At 51.6% G+C, this 14776-nt stretch carries 16 protein-coding genes and 1 pseudogene; 7 read left to right on the plus strand and 10 right to left on the minus strand.

Features of this window, described 5'->3' with window-relative positions:
- The 4 genes and pseudogenes from FFS57_RS25905 to FFS57_RS23240 form a co-directional block, all read left to right on the plus strand.
- A pseudogene (locus FFS57_RS25905) lies at positions 1 to 753 on the plus strand (hypothetical protein); the annotation flags it as partial.
- A gap of 1 nt (position 754) precedes the next feature.
- The gene (locus tag FFS57_RS23230; RefSeq protein WP_137940218.1) at positions 755 to 1219 is read left to right on the plus strand and encodes an Imm30 family immunity protein; all 465 of its coding nucleotides are present in this window, start codon (positions 755 to 757) and stop codon (positions 1217 to 1219) included.
- A gap of 72 nt (positions 1220 to 1291) precedes the next feature.
- Entirely contained in the window at positions 1292 to 2617 is a 1326-nt protein-coding gene (locus FFS57_RS25910; RefSeq protein WP_502705938.1) for an RHS repeat-associated core domain-containing protein, read from the plus strand.
- An 8-nt stretch (positions 2618 to 2625) separates the two neighbouring features.
- On the plus strand, positions 2626 to 3018 hold the full coding sequence (locus FFS57_RS23240; RefSeq protein WP_137940219.1) for an Imm10 family immunity protein: 393 nt from the start codon (positions 2626 to 2628) through the stop codon (positions 3016 to 3018).
- A gap of 99 nt (positions 3019 to 3117) precedes the next feature.
- Here the strand turns inward: FFS57_RS23240 and FFS57_RS23245 are convergent, their stop codons facing one another.
- Positions 3118 to 3297, minus strand: a complete 180-nt coding sequence (locus tag FFS57_RS23245; protein ID WP_137940220.1) for a hypothetical protein — start codon at positions 3295 to 3297, stop codon at positions 3118 to 3120.
- Between the two features lie 63 nt (positions 3298 to 3360).
- Positions 3361 to 3510: a hypothetical protein gene (locus tag FFS57_RS25365; RefSeq protein ID WP_171014166.1), complete on the minus strand. Its 150-nt coding sequence runs from the start codon at positions 3508 to 3510 to the stop codon at positions 3361 to 3363.
- On the opposite strand from FFS57_RS25365, the gene FFS57_RS23250 reads away from it, so the two are divergent.
- Genes FFS57_RS23250 through FFS57_RS23260 form a run of 3 tightly spaced genes read left to right on the plus strand, consistent with a single transcriptional unit; the run spans position 3505 to position 5457 of the window.
- Positions 3505 to 4482, plus strand: coding sequence for an RHS repeat-associated core domain-containing protein (locus tag FFS57_RS23250; RefSeq protein ID WP_137940221.1), 978 nt, complete (start codon positions 3505 to 3507; stop codon positions 4480 to 4482). The two genes, FFS57_RS25365 and FFS57_RS23250, sit on opposite strands and share 6 nt — an antisense overlap.
- An 8-nt stretch (positions 4483 to 4490) precedes the next feature.
- A complete protein-coding gene (locus FFS57_RS23255; protein WP_137940222.1) occupies positions 4491 to 4826 on the plus strand; it encodes a DUF6572 domain-containing protein in 336 nt (111 codons plus the stop codon).
- A 13-nt stretch (positions 4827 to 4839) separates the two neighbouring features.
- On the plus strand, positions 4840 to 5457 hold the full coding sequence (locus FFS57_RS23260) for a hypothetical protein (protein WP_137940223.1): 618 nt from the start codon (positions 4840 to 4842) through the stop codon (positions 5455 to 5457).
- Here the strand turns inward: FFS57_RS23260 and FFS57_RS23265 are convergent.
- The 8 genes from FFS57_RS23265 to FFS57_RS25370 form a co-directional block, all read right to left on the minus strand.
- The gene (locus FFS57_RS23265; RefSeq protein WP_137940224.1) at positions 5411 to 5845 is read right to left on the minus strand and encodes a hypothetical protein; all 435 of its coding nucleotides are present in this window, start codon (positions 5843 to 5845) and stop codon (positions 5411 to 5413) included. The genes FFS57_RS23260 and FFS57_RS23265 overlap by 47 nt on opposite strands.
- 170 nt (positions 5846 to 6015) lie before the next feature.
- Positions 6016 to 7482, minus strand: coding sequence for a GDL motif peptide-associated radical SAM/SPASM maturase (locus FFS57_RS23270; protein ID WP_137940225.1), 1467 nt, complete (start codon positions 7480 to 7482; stop codon positions 6016 to 6018).
- Positions 7483 to 7555: 73 nt separating this feature from the next.
- Positions 7556 to 8155, minus strand: a complete 600-nt coding sequence (locus FFS57_RS23275) for a DUF1842 domain-containing protein (RefSeq protein ID WP_137940226.1) — start codon at positions 8153 to 8155, stop codon at positions 7556 to 7558.
- 58 nt (positions 8156 to 8213) lie between these two features.
- Positions 8214 to 8849, minus strand: a complete 636-nt coding sequence (locus FFS57_RS23280; RefSeq protein ID WP_137940227.1) for a DUF1842 domain-containing protein — start codon at positions 8847 to 8849, stop codon at positions 8214 to 8216.
- 102 nt (positions 8850 to 8951) lie between these two features.
- Positions 8952 to 9140, minus strand: a complete 189-nt coding sequence (locus FFS57_RS23285; protein ID WP_137940228.1) for a DUF1843 domain-containing protein — start codon at positions 9138 to 9140, stop codon at positions 8952 to 8954.
- 493 nt (positions 9141 to 9633) lie between these two features.
- Positions 9634 to 10206 carry a hypothetical protein gene (locus FFS57_RS23290; RefSeq protein ID WP_137940229.1) on the minus strand — a complete coding sequence of 191 codons (573 nt, stop codon included), beginning with the start codon at positions 10204 to 10206 and terminating at the stop codon, positions 9634 to 9636.
- 789 nt (positions 10207 to 10995) lie between these two features.
- Positions 10996 to 13242, minus strand: coding sequence for a CHASE2 domain-containing protein (locus FFS57_RS23295; protein WP_137940230.1), 2247 nt, complete (start codon positions 13240 to 13242; stop codon positions 10996 to 10998).
- A 13-nt stretch (positions 13243 to 13255) separates the two neighbouring features.
- Positions 13256 to 14776 (minus strand): hypothetical protein (locus FFS57_RS25370; RefSeq protein ID WP_171014167.1); only part of this gene is annotated, 1521 nt, incomplete at its 5' end.

The raw sequence follows: 14776 nt of genomic DNA on the forward strand, positions 1-14776 counted from the left end.
GGTTTGGCCGGGGGCTTGAACCCGTATGCCTATGTGGATGGTGATCCAATCAACTTGATCGACCCAAGTGGGTTGACGTCCGCGAAGCCGCAACCGGTCAGGCAGACCAGCTACGTCAATTCACCACTGGCCGTGCAACCCGGCAAGCAGATGTTGACTTCGATGATGGCCAACTATGAGGCCCGGCAACAACAGGATCGTCAGGTGGCACTTGATCGCTGGCAGAATGCTGCTGATTATTGGATTCAGAGGGAGCAGGAGACCGGAAGCCCGTTATATGCCGTACCGGGAATCATAGCAAGTGCATTTGCTAACCCCAACACGATTGATAGATTGACAATGGTGTTGTCAATTCGAGGATCCGCGCCGACTAAGCAGTTATTGCCAGGGGAAGGAAACGTGGCAACATACCGTGTATTAAAGGCTGCTGGTACAAAGGGTGACAACATCACTCCGCATCACATCCCGTCTGCAAACCATATGGCGCAACATGGTGTAAAACATGCGGATGGAATTTCCATTAACATGGAACAACCTTCTCCGGGAAGTGGGGGAAGACATCGTCAAACTGCTACATATGGCACAAATAGTGATGTAATCATGCCCCCACGTGATGCCTTGGCATCTGGAGTGCGAGATGCAAAACGTATCTATACGCAGGATGGGTTGTATGGTTCTTATATTCGGAAAAAGTTGCAAGAATTAATCGAGCAAAATAAGTCAGCCTTTCCGAAAATTTTTGGGAAGAATTAGTATGGATAAACTGGTCATTGAAGATGCTCTTAATGAACTTGAAAGAGTTGTATGTTCAACATGTGAAGTATCACCGGTGGACATAGATAAAGCCATTTCAAAGGTTGCTATATTCAAGCAACCGTGCAGTATTGGTAGAATGCTTTTGCTATTGCGAGACGATGCTCTTTTTGAAGAAGGAATGTTCTCATTGATCCATGCTGCAGAGGCATTTGACGATGAAACATATATTCATGAGATGTTACTTATACTGCCAGATTTACGTCAAAAAGCGCCAGCATGGGCTTCGGTTGTATTGATGAGAGTGCTTAATAACGACAATTCGCGTGCTTGTTTAACTAGGCAAACTAGGAGCTCACCTAAAGCTATAAAAGATTCTCTTATATGGCTATTAGAAGAAATTAATAAAGAAGAGCTTTCATTTTTGGCTAAAACGGTAGCACCTTTGTTAGCAGCTAAATCTTAAAGGACTCAGAAGAGCTTTGATATAGAAAATTGCCAACGGAATCGTTGGGGTCAGAGCGATTGATTTCAGCGGATAACTGCCGCCAGCTACCAATACGACCCGAACGGCAACCTGACCCTGAAGCGTGTTGGCACTGTGCAACACGCCTTCAAGTACAACAACCTGCAACAACTGACCCAGATCAATCTGGACAGCGCAGCGGGTACGCTACTGGGCCGCTACCGTTACGATGCCGACGGTAAACGCATCAGCCGCAGCGATGGCGCCGGCAGTCAGGATTACCAGTATCTGGGTGATGACATCATTGCCGGTTACCCAACTGGGCAATACCAGAATCCGCTGTGGCGCACCGTGCATGGCGGGGCCACCGATGACCCGCTGCTGCGCATTACCAATCAAGGCACCCAGACCTACCATGGCGATGGCTTGGGTAGCATCGTCGGGCTGAGCAACCATCAGGGCCTGCTACAGGCATGGCAACGCTTCGATGCCTGGGGCAATCGCCTCAACGGGCAGGGCGATATTCCGCAGTATGGTTACACCGGAAGAGAACCGGATGTGGCGGGGCTGATCTACTACCGGGCCAGATGGTATGACCCGAGTATTGGGCGCTTCACCCAGCGTGATCCGATTGGGTTGCAGGGTGGCATCAATCAGTATGGCTATGTCGGTCAAAACCCGATCAATCTGGTTGATCCGATGGGGTTGCTGGCGCAAGCGGTTCAGCCTGTGAAGCTGTCTTCCTATGTGAACAACTCGGGGCCAGTCATGGGCTCAGGTGGGCAGAGTCTCCGTGCCAATATGGAGACAATGTCTGACTGGAGCCAGCCTGCATGCGGGATTGGTGATTTATGTGCGGGGAATGATTTCCGTAATCAGGTGGGAACGCCTACGTTCCGTTTAAGGCATGATCCAAGAACCAATACCCTTCAGCCGGAGCCCAATGAAGCCCAACTTACCGCAGGCGGTGGGGAAAGTGCGGTTAGCCGGTTTTATAAGGGTATGTTGGATAATACTGCAGAGTGGGCTGCTGATGGAGTTGTATCGAGAACTGGCCCTAAAGGTGTAGATAAGTTACACCATAACGCCAACACTACAGTAAGAGATTCTTCTGGAAGGATAATTCGCCACGAAAGAATTGTGAGTGGCAATATGACACCTGCGGAGCAAGCACTAGGCTTTCCAAAAAGTACATTGGCCTCACATACGGAAGCGCGAGCAGTTACCAATGTCCCTTTAAATCAAGGTGACTCTATGACAATTACTGGGCAGCTTCCTCCTTGTAACTCATGTAAGGGTTACATGAATAAAGCAAGCTCAGAAACAGGGGCTTCTATAATTTACCAGTGGCGGGAGGATGGAAAGACTCGTCGTTGGGTAGCAAGACCAAAGAAATAGGTGACATTATGAATTATGCGTTTGATGCACATCATGCTTTTGTTCAAGAAGAAGAAGGCTATCTGATGATTGGCTTGTCTGACAGTCAAGACCATCCCAGAAATTATGTTTTACTTCAACAGGCAAGTGAGTATGACGAGCAGGATTTAGAGTTGGGGATGGGTGGGATTTATCTTGAAATAGATGATCAGTCTCAGTCAGTTTATTCAGGAATTGAAGAAATAGTAATAATGAGAGACTCCATTCGCTTTGTTTTAAATGAGAAGGGTAAGAATAAACTAAAGTTAGATGGGGAAATTGCTGTGACTATTAATCACAAAACATGTAACTATGAAGAGCTCATCAATGCATTTAGATTGATGGCTGAAAAGGATAAAATACCATTAAATAGTATTAATTAAGGCACCTCTGCACAAATCAGATTTTGACAGATTCTTCAATCTTAAGTGCTTGAATTTACTGGGCGCTGTTTTTCGATTTTTGATTCGTGCAGAGATGCCTTAGCAGCTAAATCTTAAAGGACTCAGAAGAGCTTTGATATAGAAAATTGCCAACGGAATCGTTGGGATCATAGCGATTGATTTCAGCGGATAACTGCCGCCAGCGACAAGCTGCTGGCCAGCTACCAATACGACCCGAACGGCAACCTGACGCTGAAGACCGTTGGCAATGTCAAACATGCCTTCCAGTACAACAGCCAGCAACAACTGACCCAGATCAATCTGGACAGCGCCGCGGGTACGCTACTGGGCCGCTACCGTTACGATGCCGACGGTAAACGCATCGGCCGCAGCGATGGCGCGGGCAGTCAGGATTACCAGTATCTGGGTGATGACATCATTGCCGGTTACCCAACCGGGCAATACCAAACCCCGCTGTGGCGCACCGTGCACGGTGGGGCCATCGATGACCCATTACTGAGGATCACATCCCAAGGCACCCAGACCTACCATGGCGATGGTTTGGGTAGCATCGTCGGGCTGAGCAATGCGCAAGGCCTGCTACAGGCATGGCAACAGTTCGATGCCTGGGGCAATCGCCTCAACGGGCAGGGCGACATTCCGCAGTATGGTTACACCGGAAGAGAACCGGATGTGGCCGGGCTGGTGTACTACCGTGCCAGATGGTACGACCCGAGTATTGGGCGGTTTACGCAGCGCGATCCGATTGGGTTGCAGGGTGGCATCAACCAGTATGGCTATGTGGATGCAGACCCGATCAATCTGGTTGACCCCTACGGCCTGTATGCCAGTCCATCGTCGGGTGGCTACAATGTAGCGTCTGGTTATGGTGGCACCATCAAGGGGGCGGCTGCCACCGGACGACAGGCCAGTATCGTGCTACCGCTGCCGGACATGGCGAGTGGCTCACAGCGGCTGGGTGGGGCATCGCAGTTACCTGAGCCGATCTGGTTGGCGAAGGAAATATGTAATGGTTGTGGTACTGGTGCAACATTACCAGGTGTTCCAATTGGCCTACCTCCTGCGGCGTATGCTATTCCTGTTAGGCCTGCTGCTGCTGTTAGATCTGCCAGCACCTTACAAGCAAACAAAGCTGCTGGAGACGCATTCGAACAACAAGTGTTGAATCAGACTCGGCAAACTCAAAGCAATGTTGTACAACAACTTACTGTGAAGATGCCAAGTGGAGTTAAAACGAGAATTGACATAGTTGGCAGGGATTCTAAGGGAAATATCGTATGTACCGAATGTAAAGCATCTCAAACCGCACCATTGACAAAGAATCAAAAGAAAGCTTTCCCAGAGATTAAAACGTCGGGTGCAACTGTTGTAGGAAATGGGAAGCCTGGGTATCCCGGCGGCACGGTGATCCCACCAACTGATGTAGATATAGTAAGGCCTTAGGGGGCGGTATGTCTGTTGAAGATAGCAATGTAATTGATTTAATTGGAATTAATGAGGTTGGCGAAGTTATTCTGACAATATCAGATCATTTAGAGTGGCCTGAGGAGATTGAAAATCACCATTTTCTCATACAAGAGAAAATAAATTCATATTTGGCCTTCGTTGAAGGGGGTGAAATAAATGAGTCATATCCTAATGCTGTTGGTAAGGATATTAAGATAAGACTGATTTGCAAGTTTCATCCTAATGGGCTGGCTATTGAGTTTTTGTCTAAAATTTGTGAAGTAATAAAGAATGCGGGATTTTTATTCGAATGGGAGGTTTTCGGGAGTGGTAGAAATTAGGCTTTGCTGAATCATGAACCATGAAATTCTTAGTATTGATAATCTTCCTTCGATTGAGATGGTTAAGAGGCGTTCGCAGGCTCTAGCATTATTAGACGCAATACTAATGCCTGAGTGGGAGTATCGATATTTCTCATTTAATGCTGACTGGAATGTTGATGAAAACGAATCTATGGCCTCAATGAGAGATGGGTCAGGCAATGAGTATTTCCTATTGTTTACAGGTGAAGGTGCTGTTGGTAAGGTTTTATACGAAGTTGGAGATGCCAATCCATCGATATTAATGACAAATGTCCCTAATAATTTTGCAAGTTTTAAAGGTGAGCCGGCTTTTTCGCTCGCTAATGTGAGTTATTTTTTTTGGCGGTTAGAGCGTGCATCTACTTGGATGGTATCGCCAAAAGGCTTGGGTACATATTCATTGCTCGGCTTCCTAGAAAATGACTCGAATTATTATCATGCCTGGGCACAGGATTATTATGAAAGGTGTATTGATATTGGTGCTGTAAATAAGATATTCAATACTCTATCCATTGATGATTCTGTTATTTCAATTTTGAATGATGAGCTTAGTAGCGCTGACCTTAGTGGAGATATTTTAGAGATATTTGGTAGCAATAAAGAATCGTAGGGGTCAGAGTGGTTGATTTCGGCGGATAACTGCCGCCAGCGGCTAGCTGCTGGCCAGCTATCAATACGACCCGAATGGCAACCTGACCCTGAAAACGGTCGGCAATGTCAAACACGCCTTCCAGTACAACAGCCAGCAACAACTGACCCAGATCAATCTGGACAGCGCCGCCGGCACGCTGCTGAGCCGCTACTGTTACGACGCCGACGGCCAGCGCATCGGCCGCACAGATGGCGCGGGCAGTCAGGATTACCAGTATCTGGGTGATGACATCATTGCCGGCTACCCAACCGGGCAATACCAAACCCCGCTGTGGCGCACCGTGCACGGTGGGGCCATCGATGACCCGCTGTTCCGTATTACGCCACAGGGCACTCAGACCTACCATGGCGATGGTTTGGGCAGCGATACCACTTTGTCTGATTTTGGTGGCTCAGATCGTGATTTCACTGAGGGGCTTTCGTGTGGTGCACGCGAATGCTGGCTGAACTCAGGTATTCAGCAGCTGCTGTCGATGCGTATGAAAGTCTGTTCAAGTAAGTGTAATGACGCGGCTGCTTATTGGTTGGGCAGGCCTAACAGGCTACGTAGCCGATCCATGATTTGTTGCCGTCTGACTTGATCTTGCTGGTATGTGGCCTCTGCCGCTGCCAGGTTGGTCTGGCAGTGTGGACAGGTTATTTCGGTGGGGTGTACGTATTGTAGGCAGCCACGGCACAGGGCCAGGGTGGTGGGCGGTCGGCCTTGCTCGGGTGCGCGTTTGCCTTTGTTTTTCCAGGTAAGTTCGACAATCTGGCCGCTTCGGCTGATGCTACTGACTGCTTTGCCGGTATCAATCCGTTCGGTCACCAGGTCAAAGCGGCCGACGGCAAATGAGGCTGGAGCGGCGTCCTGCAGTTTGACGATTCGCTCCCGTAGTCCTTGTTTCTGCAAATCCAGCACACGGTAATGGCAATAGGGATTGTTGCCCGGCTTGCCGAGCAGGGAATGGGAAGTCCAGGTGCAACCGCCACGACAGACATCGTTGTAATAACAGCCTCGGCAGTAACCCCACAGATCGTCTACAGAACGCAAGCGCCCAAAGTGGATGCCTTCGCTGTGATGCCAGATGTCCGACAGGGACATCTCCCGTACATTGCCACCCGAAAACCCGACAGTGGCCAGTGATGGGCAGCCCTTGACGGTGCCATCGGCTTCCAGTGCCAGTACAGTCTGGCCGGCTGCACAACCAGCCCAGTGGATGCGTTCATCACCAAAGCCGCGCCAGAGATGTTCATAGGGGCCGTAGTAACCGATATTGTTGCCGATAGTCATCAGCAGACCGTTTTCCACGCCGGTTTGATACAGTTTGGCCAGCAGTGGCATCAACTCGTTCAATTGATATGGCTGTAACAGGAGGTGGGGATTGTCGACGGCATTGCCCATGGCAACGGTCAATTGAATTTGCCATTGTTTGGCGCCCAGCTCGATGATCAGTGTCATCAAGGCAGGTAGATCCGCCATGGTGGCGGCGCCAATCTGCGTGTTGACACTGGTGGCCAAGCCGGCAACTTTGGCACGGCGTAGTGTATCGACTGCTTTGTCAAATGATCCGGGTACATTGCGGACAGCATCATGCAAGGGGGCCAGGCCATCCAGCGAGACACCAACGCCATTCAGGCCGGCATCGATGGCCGCTTGCATGCGTCTGGGATTGAGGTTGCGCCCGCCAGTCTGTACCGCACAATAGATATCATGTCGGCGGATGGCTTCGATCAGCTGTGTCCAGTCCTTGCGTAGATAGGCTTCGCCGCCGATCAGTGTGATTTCGCGGGTACCCAGGGCGGCCAGAGCATCGATGACCTCCAGACATTCTGTGGTATTGAGTTCAGATGGTCGGCGATGGCCCGCACGTGATCCACAGTGCAAGCATTTCAGGTCACAGGCCAGTGTGATTTCCCATACTACATGAACGGGTATGAATCGCTTGAAGTCCTCTTCACTTAAATAACGGGCCGGGCGTTGTGGTGACTGGGTATCAGGCATGACAGGCATCTTTCGAAAGACATCACCGGCCTCAGCATGGTGGGCCGGTGATGGGACTGGCTGTGGTGCGAGGCTATTGGCGATTGTCCAGTCGACTGATTTCAGCATTCAGTTGCTGTAGGGCGCTGGCAATCTGTTCATGTTGCGATAGTTGCAGTTCTGCCTGACTGGCCAATGCTTTCATCTGAGCCAGATCGTTGCTGCCACGGGCTTGCTGCAGTGCAGCGGCATAGAGCGGCATGGCATGATGGTGGGTTGGCTTGGTACCTGCCTCTGGCGCTCGTGGCTCGTTGTCGGGGGTGATCACGGCATGATTGACCTGTTGCCAACGGTTGCCATAGAAGTACCGATAGCTGGCATAACCACCTTGCCAATCCTGATTGAGGATGCCATGCAGGTGGAAGGTTTCGGCGAGCTGGCTGGTTGGTCCGCTGGGACTGCCGGCCAGTGACAGAATGATGTGGTGTTCGACGGCGGGATCCAATTTGGCTTTGCTGAATGTGCCCCAGACATCGGCCTTGAATTCGACAGGTGGGTTGGTGCTCTGGAAAATACTGGCCAGGCCGCTGACTCGCTTGCGCGGTGCGTCAACCAATAGGTCCAGCGTCAATACGGGGGCGCCAATACCAGGCGTGGCAATGCTGTAACGAACATGGAATAGTTCAACTGACATAACCGGCTCCTTTGCAATGTCCAAAGCTGGTGCGAAACCAGCCTTGCATGGAAGGGTATTACTTGCGTTCAAGCTTGGCGATTTCCGCTTTCAGCGAATCCAGTTCCTTGCGCAGTTGCGGTTGACCATCCAGTTGCTGTTTGGCTAGCGTGGCCAGTGCTTTCATCTGCACCCGATCGCCCGAGGCCAGTGCGCCATGGATGGGTGCCGCATACAACACCATGATCGGGGGAATCTGTTGCGAGGCGGCGTTGGCCTCCAGTGACGCTCCTTTTACATGGGAGGTGAGTTGGGTATTCAGCTTGGCCGGCACATTTTCCACTTCATACCAGATGCCATTGTCCATATAGCTGTAATTGGCAACGCCGGATTTCCAGTCGTGCTCCAGCACCAGATGCAGTTTGAAATTGACAGGCGAGTTGGCGCGTGGTCCGCCATGGTTGCCTTCTGCCGTGATAAGAATGCGGCTGTTTTGTGGTGGTACGACCGTCAGATAGGTGTAATTCCCCCAGATGTCTGAATGAACCTGAAGCGGCGGGTTGACGGCCTGCTCAATTGCTGCGGTGCCCCGTACCGTGTTTTGAGGCGGATAGACCAGCAGATTCAACACCAGCGTCTTGGCGCCGGCCAAGCCTGTGCCGATGATGTAACTGACGGGGAACAAACCTTCACTACTTGGATTGGTACCTGACATATTACCTCCAGGGTTGATGTACTAGGTTTGTTGGCGTCGTTCCGGCACGTGTACGAAACGATCCCAACAGAACCTAGGTAGGTGGCCGAATACGCTGAGCACCTAGCGTTTTTCGAGCCGCGTGATTTCCAGTTTCAATTGTTCGACCGCTTTATGTAAATCGTCATACTGTTGCAAATGTTGTTCGCCCTGTTGAAGCAAGGCTTTCATTTGACTCAGATCACCGCTGGCAATAGCTTGGTGAATGGCATTCCCATAAGGGGGCATGGTATGTGATGTGGATTTTGTCATGGCGTATATGCTGGAAATTTGATTTAAATAATAAATATCCATGTTACTGTGGTATCAAATTAGCAGGTATTTCGAGAATTTCAGGTAATTGATATTGTGTTGGTGCTTGTGTGGTGGCGTGGATAATTTGGATGTTAATTATTTCGAATGTTGTTATTTTGTATTTGACAATGATAGGAATATGTGTGAAGGGTAAAGCATGGATGAGGCCTTGCCTGATGCGATGGTCGGCAAGACGGAATAAGGCTGATGGTTAAACAGGTGAAATCATCGATACTGATTCATAAGCTGCTTGTGATTATGCTGATGGTCGATATGTTGAATATAAATGGTGAATAAAGTTTGATTTTGATATGTCAGTTTACTGCCGTAGCCAGGGTGGGGGAGATCGGGTTGTACCCGTATCAATGGTGGTGTCGGAAGTGCTGGGGAAGAATGCGCCGTGATATGACGTGCAGCCGTTTTGCTGCACGTAGGCTCAATTAGATGAGTATCAGACAGTGGTGCCGCCATCAAAGACACCGCTGGTATTGGCTTGAATGATGCCCGCCTGGTCCCATTGGGTCAGCTTCGCAACCAGCTTGTCTCGAATCGATTTGTTCATGCCTTTTTCCATTGCGGGGCGTTGGCGTGCTTCCAGCTGCACCAGCGTAAGGTTTGACCTGATGAGCTGTATGTCGGACCCGCCGCCGCCGCCGCCCTGGTTGGTCGCGGTACAATTGGGATTGGGGTGTCCAACCCAGTACCAGGTCTGCGTGGTTGCATTCCGGTGTAGCACATAATGCCAGTAGTGTGAGTAAGGTTTACCAATTTCGATCTTGAAGTGGAAATTGGTTGATACCGTACTATCTCGATTACCCATCATGGTGAGATGCCAATTGGGGGTGATTTCAGCGGTGCCGAGTGTTTCCTTCTTGCCTTCGAGTAGCATGGCGACGATTTGATAGGCATTGCCTTCGTCAATTCTGGGCGATTTACATGATTTCATCCAGCGTTTGAACAACGTGCCCGTAATGTGTACTTGCGTTGTACTTGCTGGAGCTGCCGGATTGTCCAGATCATACATGCTTGATGCTCCTGTATCTGATGGTTCGGTTGAAGATCCTGAGTATTCAATATGCCCGGACTCACAGCTCAAGCTGTGGAGGTCGAAAGTACGCCAACCGGTATGCAGGTGATGCTGCGCGGTTGAGACGAATCGAAAAGAACAGCGCTTCCGGGTGAAGAAGGGTGACAGGAGAAAAGCTGGTTCTTATCTTTATCAGTTTTATTTCAATTTTTAGATAAGCAGCAAGTCGGTTACCTCGTGCTTGATTATTCAAATGAATGGCTGTCGTTACCGGCATGCCGATAACCAGGAATGTCTTTGCCTTCAACGAATAGCATGGTCATCCCGCCAGGCCAGTATCCCGTGGTGATAAAGGTGGGGCGATCTGGATTGTATTTAAGAATGAAGTAATCTCTCCAGTACATATTAAATTCTGTATATGCATGTATTTGGTAATTGGTTATTTCTTGTTAGCTTGAATTATCGGATTTCTATATTGGCATGTTGAATATTATCTTGTCGGGATTGCATCGAGGCGGGATCGAACTTGCCAATGACATCCTAAACTATGGCTTTCGCATGTCTAGCATGTGAGCTTTTGTGTAGGGCAAGCACACTTTTACCAGTGAAAATACGCTTTTAGCATAAATCAGCTGGGGATTTTGGGTGTTTTCCCCAGCTCGGCGATTCATCGCGAGCCTAACTTCCATGCCAAATGAGGGTTCGATCCCGTCCTGGGGATTGCATGGCTAATGGCGCAGGGGGATATGCCCATCACAGGCCCAAAGATCGTAATTGGCCGGTGAGTTATCGAGGTGACGACTTTGCTGCCTGCCGTCGGTCAAAATCATGTATGCCTTGCCAGTCGTCACCAGGCTGGTGCTGCTGCATCTGTGCTGTCCGATCCAGATAGAGGGTATACAGTTTGTGCTGCGGGTGGTCTGCCTGCAATTGCAGTAATAGGTCGCGTGCCGCTTGCCATTCGCGTGCCCGATAGAGGGTTAGCGCTTGATGGAAGCAATCCAGCTCGACCTGTATGGCGGGCGTGATATTGGCAGTCAAGCCGACGGGTTCATAAATGGTGACCGATTCGGCCTTACCCTTGACGCGTACCCGATCCAGTTCGCGGTAGCTTAGTTCGGGTGCGGATTGTCGGGTGATTTCGCCAACGATGACACCCGCGCCGTAAATGGGCGTCAGCCCCTCCAGCCGTGATGCCAGATTCACCGCATCTCCCATCACGGTATAAGCCTTGCGGAATTGCGAGCCCATGTCGCCGACGGTCATTCGGCCGGTATTCACCCCTACGCCAATGGTCAGGGTGGGCATGCCTTGAGCGGCTAGACGTGGGTTGAGGGCTTCAATGGCACGTTGCATATCCAGGGCGGCCATTACTGCTTGCCGGGCGTGGTCGGGGTCATGGAATGGTGCCCCCCAGAAAGCCATGATGCAATCGCCCATGTATTTATCAATGGTACCCAAATGCTGTTGGCGAATGACCTGACTGAGCTCGGTGAGGAATTCATTCATCAGTCTGGCCAGTGCCTTGGGCTCCATGTTTTCCGACAATGACGTGAAACCACGTACATCTGAAAACAATACGGTCAGTTCGGTACTACGACCTTCCATGGTGTATTTTTCAGGGTCTTCGCTCATCTTGGCTACCAGTTCGGGCGGTGCATATTGCCCAAACAGGGTGGCCATCTGCCGCTTGCGGCGGGTTTCGAAAAAATAGCCATAGGTCATGTTCAGTGTAAACAAACCCACAATCAGCAGCAGTGTGCAAGCCAGTGGGGCAGCCAAGTGGGCTTCCTGCCACAGCAGCAGATTGGTCGTAATGGCCAGGCTGGACAGTGCCAGCGTCAGCAGACTGACCCACATCGGGCCCAACAACAGCAGGGCAGAAGTCATCAGCAAACCCAGTACCAGCAATAACAACAGCTCCGCACCCAGCAAATAGCCAGGTTGGTAAGGGATGCGTTGATCAAGCATGCCGGCGATCAGGTTGGCATGTACCTCGACGCCGGGAAAGACACTTTGTACCGGAGAGACCCGCAAATCCTTCAAACCAGGCGCTGTGGTACCCATCAGCACGATTTTGCCGGCCAATTTTTCAGTTGGCACGGTACCATTCAGCACGTCGACTGCGGGAATGTAGTGATAGCTGCCAGCCAGCCCACGATATGGCACCAGTGCCATGGCGCGCTCATCTACGGGAATGATCAGTGGCCCGACGGTCAGCCATTCCAATGGCGGGGTCAGGTCGCCAGGGGTGGTTGGATAGCCGGGTTCGATGGCTGGGGCGCCAAGGTAGGCGCGCACCATAGCAAGTGCCAACGGTTCATAGGCACCATTGCCATGGGCAGTCAGTAACGATACGCGGCGGGTAATGCCATCAGCGTCCACCGCTGGGTTGAAATGGCCCGCAGCCATCGCCGCCTGTGTAAAACTAGGCAGGTTCGCACCAAAGCCCTGGGCTCTGGTCAGGCTTTGGCCCTGATCTGCCAAAGTGGACAATGGTAAGGCAGGCGGCGGCAACTGGCCGGATTCATGCGGGACTTCACCGCTGAAATAATAACCCAGCACGGTTGGCCGGTTGGCCAGGCTGTTGCTGAATCGCTGGTCGTAGTCGAGCTGTTGCGTCAACTCAGGTAGCAAGGCCTGAAAAGCAGGAACCGGCTTGAGTACCGTGGCCCCAAGCTGTTGCAACATGGCCAGCCCGGAGCTGTCATCCGGTTCGGCAAATACAATGTCAAAGCCCAATACCGCGACATGATATTGATCGAACAGGCGGTCAACCAAGGTGGATACCTTATCACGTCGCCATGGCCAGCGGCCGATGGCAGCCAGGCTTTTGTCGTCGATATCGACAATTACGATGCGATCGTCAAAGGTACCCGGCATGGTCAGTTGCATGCGGGCATCGTAAATCTGCTGTTCCAGTGTGGTGATGGGGGCAAGCCGGTAGAAACGGCCAGCATGGCCCATCAGTAGCAATAGCAGTATTAGGCTGAGCAGCAGCTGCCAGCGATGTTTGGCCAGAAAGGCACGCATGATGGATCAGCCGTCAACGCTTGGCGACAGCTCCACCGATTACAGCCTGGTTCCCCGTTGACATGTATAGGCCAAAGGTGGTGATCAAAGCTTCTGCCTGTGGCCCGACAAAGGCGCCACTGGCATTGCCATTGACAGGGATTGCCGCTGCACTGCAACCGGTACACTGGCCAGTCAGGCCCACCGAAAACGTTGGCGCCAACATGGTAGTGTTAGCTTGGCTCGCGTCAAAACGTCGATTGGCGAACTGTACGCCGACATCGTAGCGTTCGATCTGATGCGTGGCGAAATTGACCTGTACCGTCAGTTTATCGATGTTGCCCAGCTCACCCAGAATCGCCGTGGTGGCGGGTGGACCGGCAATCTTGTCGTAGATGGCCGTGGTGATGCCAAGTCGCTCCGGGGTCATATTGGTTGGGGGGGTCAGGCGATCAGCATGGATGAAGTAAAAACTGTTGATGTCTTGTTTGGGAAAACCGTTCTGGGTGACCTGGAACTCGGCGGTCGGCGGGATCGATTCCCAGCGTCCCCAGTTGATCTGGGTGTTGGTCGCCCCAGTGGGGAGTGTCATGTTACCCGCGTCTTGCAGGATGGCTGCGTTGGCGCGAAACGAGAGGCCGGTGAAGTCGTCGAAACTGATCACATTGCCGTTCGCATCCCGCTTGATCTGGGTCATGTGTATGCCGTTACCGGGCATGTAATGCGTAGCCAGCTGCTCAATGTCTGCGCCAACCATGACTTCAGGCCCGATGATGGGGCCGATTGCTGGCGGCGTGCCATATCGATCGATCTGCTGTAACACACCATTGCCCAAGGCATGGTGAATAGTGCTGAGGCTGTTGAGACCAAAACTGGTGATGGCTCCTTCACCTTGGGGGCCGATCAGCGCGCCTTGTGCTTCACCCATGACCGGAATTTCCAGTGTGACACAGCCGATGCAGGTTCCAGCCAAGTTCAACCGGAAGTGCGGTTGCAGTGGGGCAAAATCGGTGTTGACGCCACTGAAGGTACGGCCGTTGAAATCCACTTTGACCTGATAATTGTCGATCCGCTGGTTGGCAAAATTCACGGTCATCTGCAGATCCTGCAATTGGCCGGTTTCACCTGGGTTTTCAGAAGTGGGTAAGGTGCCGCCAGCTACCACATAGCGCGCAGCGGCAATCCCCATATTGGCGGCGGTCAGATTGACTGGCAAAGTCTGCATCGGGCTGAACAGATAGTGTAACGGCCCGCTATGGGGCTGTACCACACCATTGCGCGACAGGATAAAGGTTTGCGATGGTGGGTTTTCATCCCAGCGTCCCCAATATGCAACCGCCCCATTGGGCAGGTTCAAGCTGCCACGGCTGGATTCGACAGCAGTATTGCGGTGCAGGCTGGCGCCACTTGGTGCATCAAAGCCCGATAAGCCCTGATTGGGATCGAACTGGACAAATTGACCAGCCTCGACACCACCACCAGCACGATATTGCCCACCTGGAACTTGTGAAAGCGCGGCGCCGACCATGACTGGGATATCGACCGGAGCGGGGGG

It is taken from the genome of Chitinivorax sp. B, from assembly GCF_005503445.1.
GTDB lineage: Bacteria > Pseudomonadota > Gammaproteobacteria > Burkholderiales > SCOH01 > Chitinivorax.

What these genes read in the sequence shown, in the direction of transcription:
- FFS57_RS23230 (WP_137940218.1), top strand. Translation starts at nt 755, where the DNA reads ATGGATAAACTGGTCATTGAAGATGCTCTTAATGAACTTGAAAGAGTT.
- FFS57_RS23240 (WP_137940219.1), top strand. Translation starts at nt 2,626, where the DNA reads ATGAATTATGCGTTTGATGCACATCATGCTTTTGTTCAAGAAGAAGAA.
- FFS57_RS23245 (WP_137940220.1), bottom strand. Translation starts at nt 3,297, where the DNA reads ATGTTTGACATTGCCAACGGTCTTCAGCGTCAGGTTGCCGTTCGGGTC.
- FFS57_RS23255 (WP_137940222.1), top strand. Translation starts at nt 4,491, where the DNA reads ATGTCTGTTGAAGATAGCAATGTAATTGATTTAATTGGAATTAATGAG.
- FFS57_RS23260 (WP_137940223.1), top strand. Translation starts at nt 4,840, where the DNA reads ATGAACCATGAAATTCTTAGTATTGATAATCTTCCTTCGATTGAGATG.
- FFS57_RS23265 (WP_137940224.1), bottom strand. Translation starts at nt 5,845, where the DNA reads ATGGTAGGTCTGAGTGCCCTGTGGCGTAATACGGAACAGCGGGTCATC.
- FFS57_RS23270 (WP_137940225.1), bottom strand. Translation starts at nt 7,482, where the DNA reads ATGCCTGATACCCAGTCACCACAACGCCCGGCCCGTTATTTAAGTGAA.
- FFS57_RS23275 (WP_137940226.1), bottom strand. Translation starts at nt 8,155, where the DNA reads ATGTCAGTTGAACTATTCCATGTTCGTTACAGCATTGCCACGCCTGGT.
- FFS57_RS23280 (WP_137940227.1), bottom strand. Translation starts at nt 8,849, where the DNA reads ATGTCAGGTACCAATCCAAGTAGTGAAGGTTTGTTCCCCGTCAGTTAC.
- FFS57_RS23285 (WP_137940228.1), bottom strand. Translation starts at nt 9,140, where the DNA reads ATGACAAAATCCACATCACATACCATGCCCCCTTATGGGAATGCCATT.
- FFS57_RS23290 (WP_137940229.1), bottom strand. Translation starts at nt 10,206, where the DNA reads ATGTATGATCTGGACAATCCGGCAGCTCCAGCAAGTACAACGCAAGTA.
- FFS57_RS23295 (WP_137940230.1), bottom strand. Translation starts at nt 13,242, where the DNA reads ATGCGTGCCTTTCTGGCCAAACATCGCTGGCAGCTGCTGCTCAGCCTA.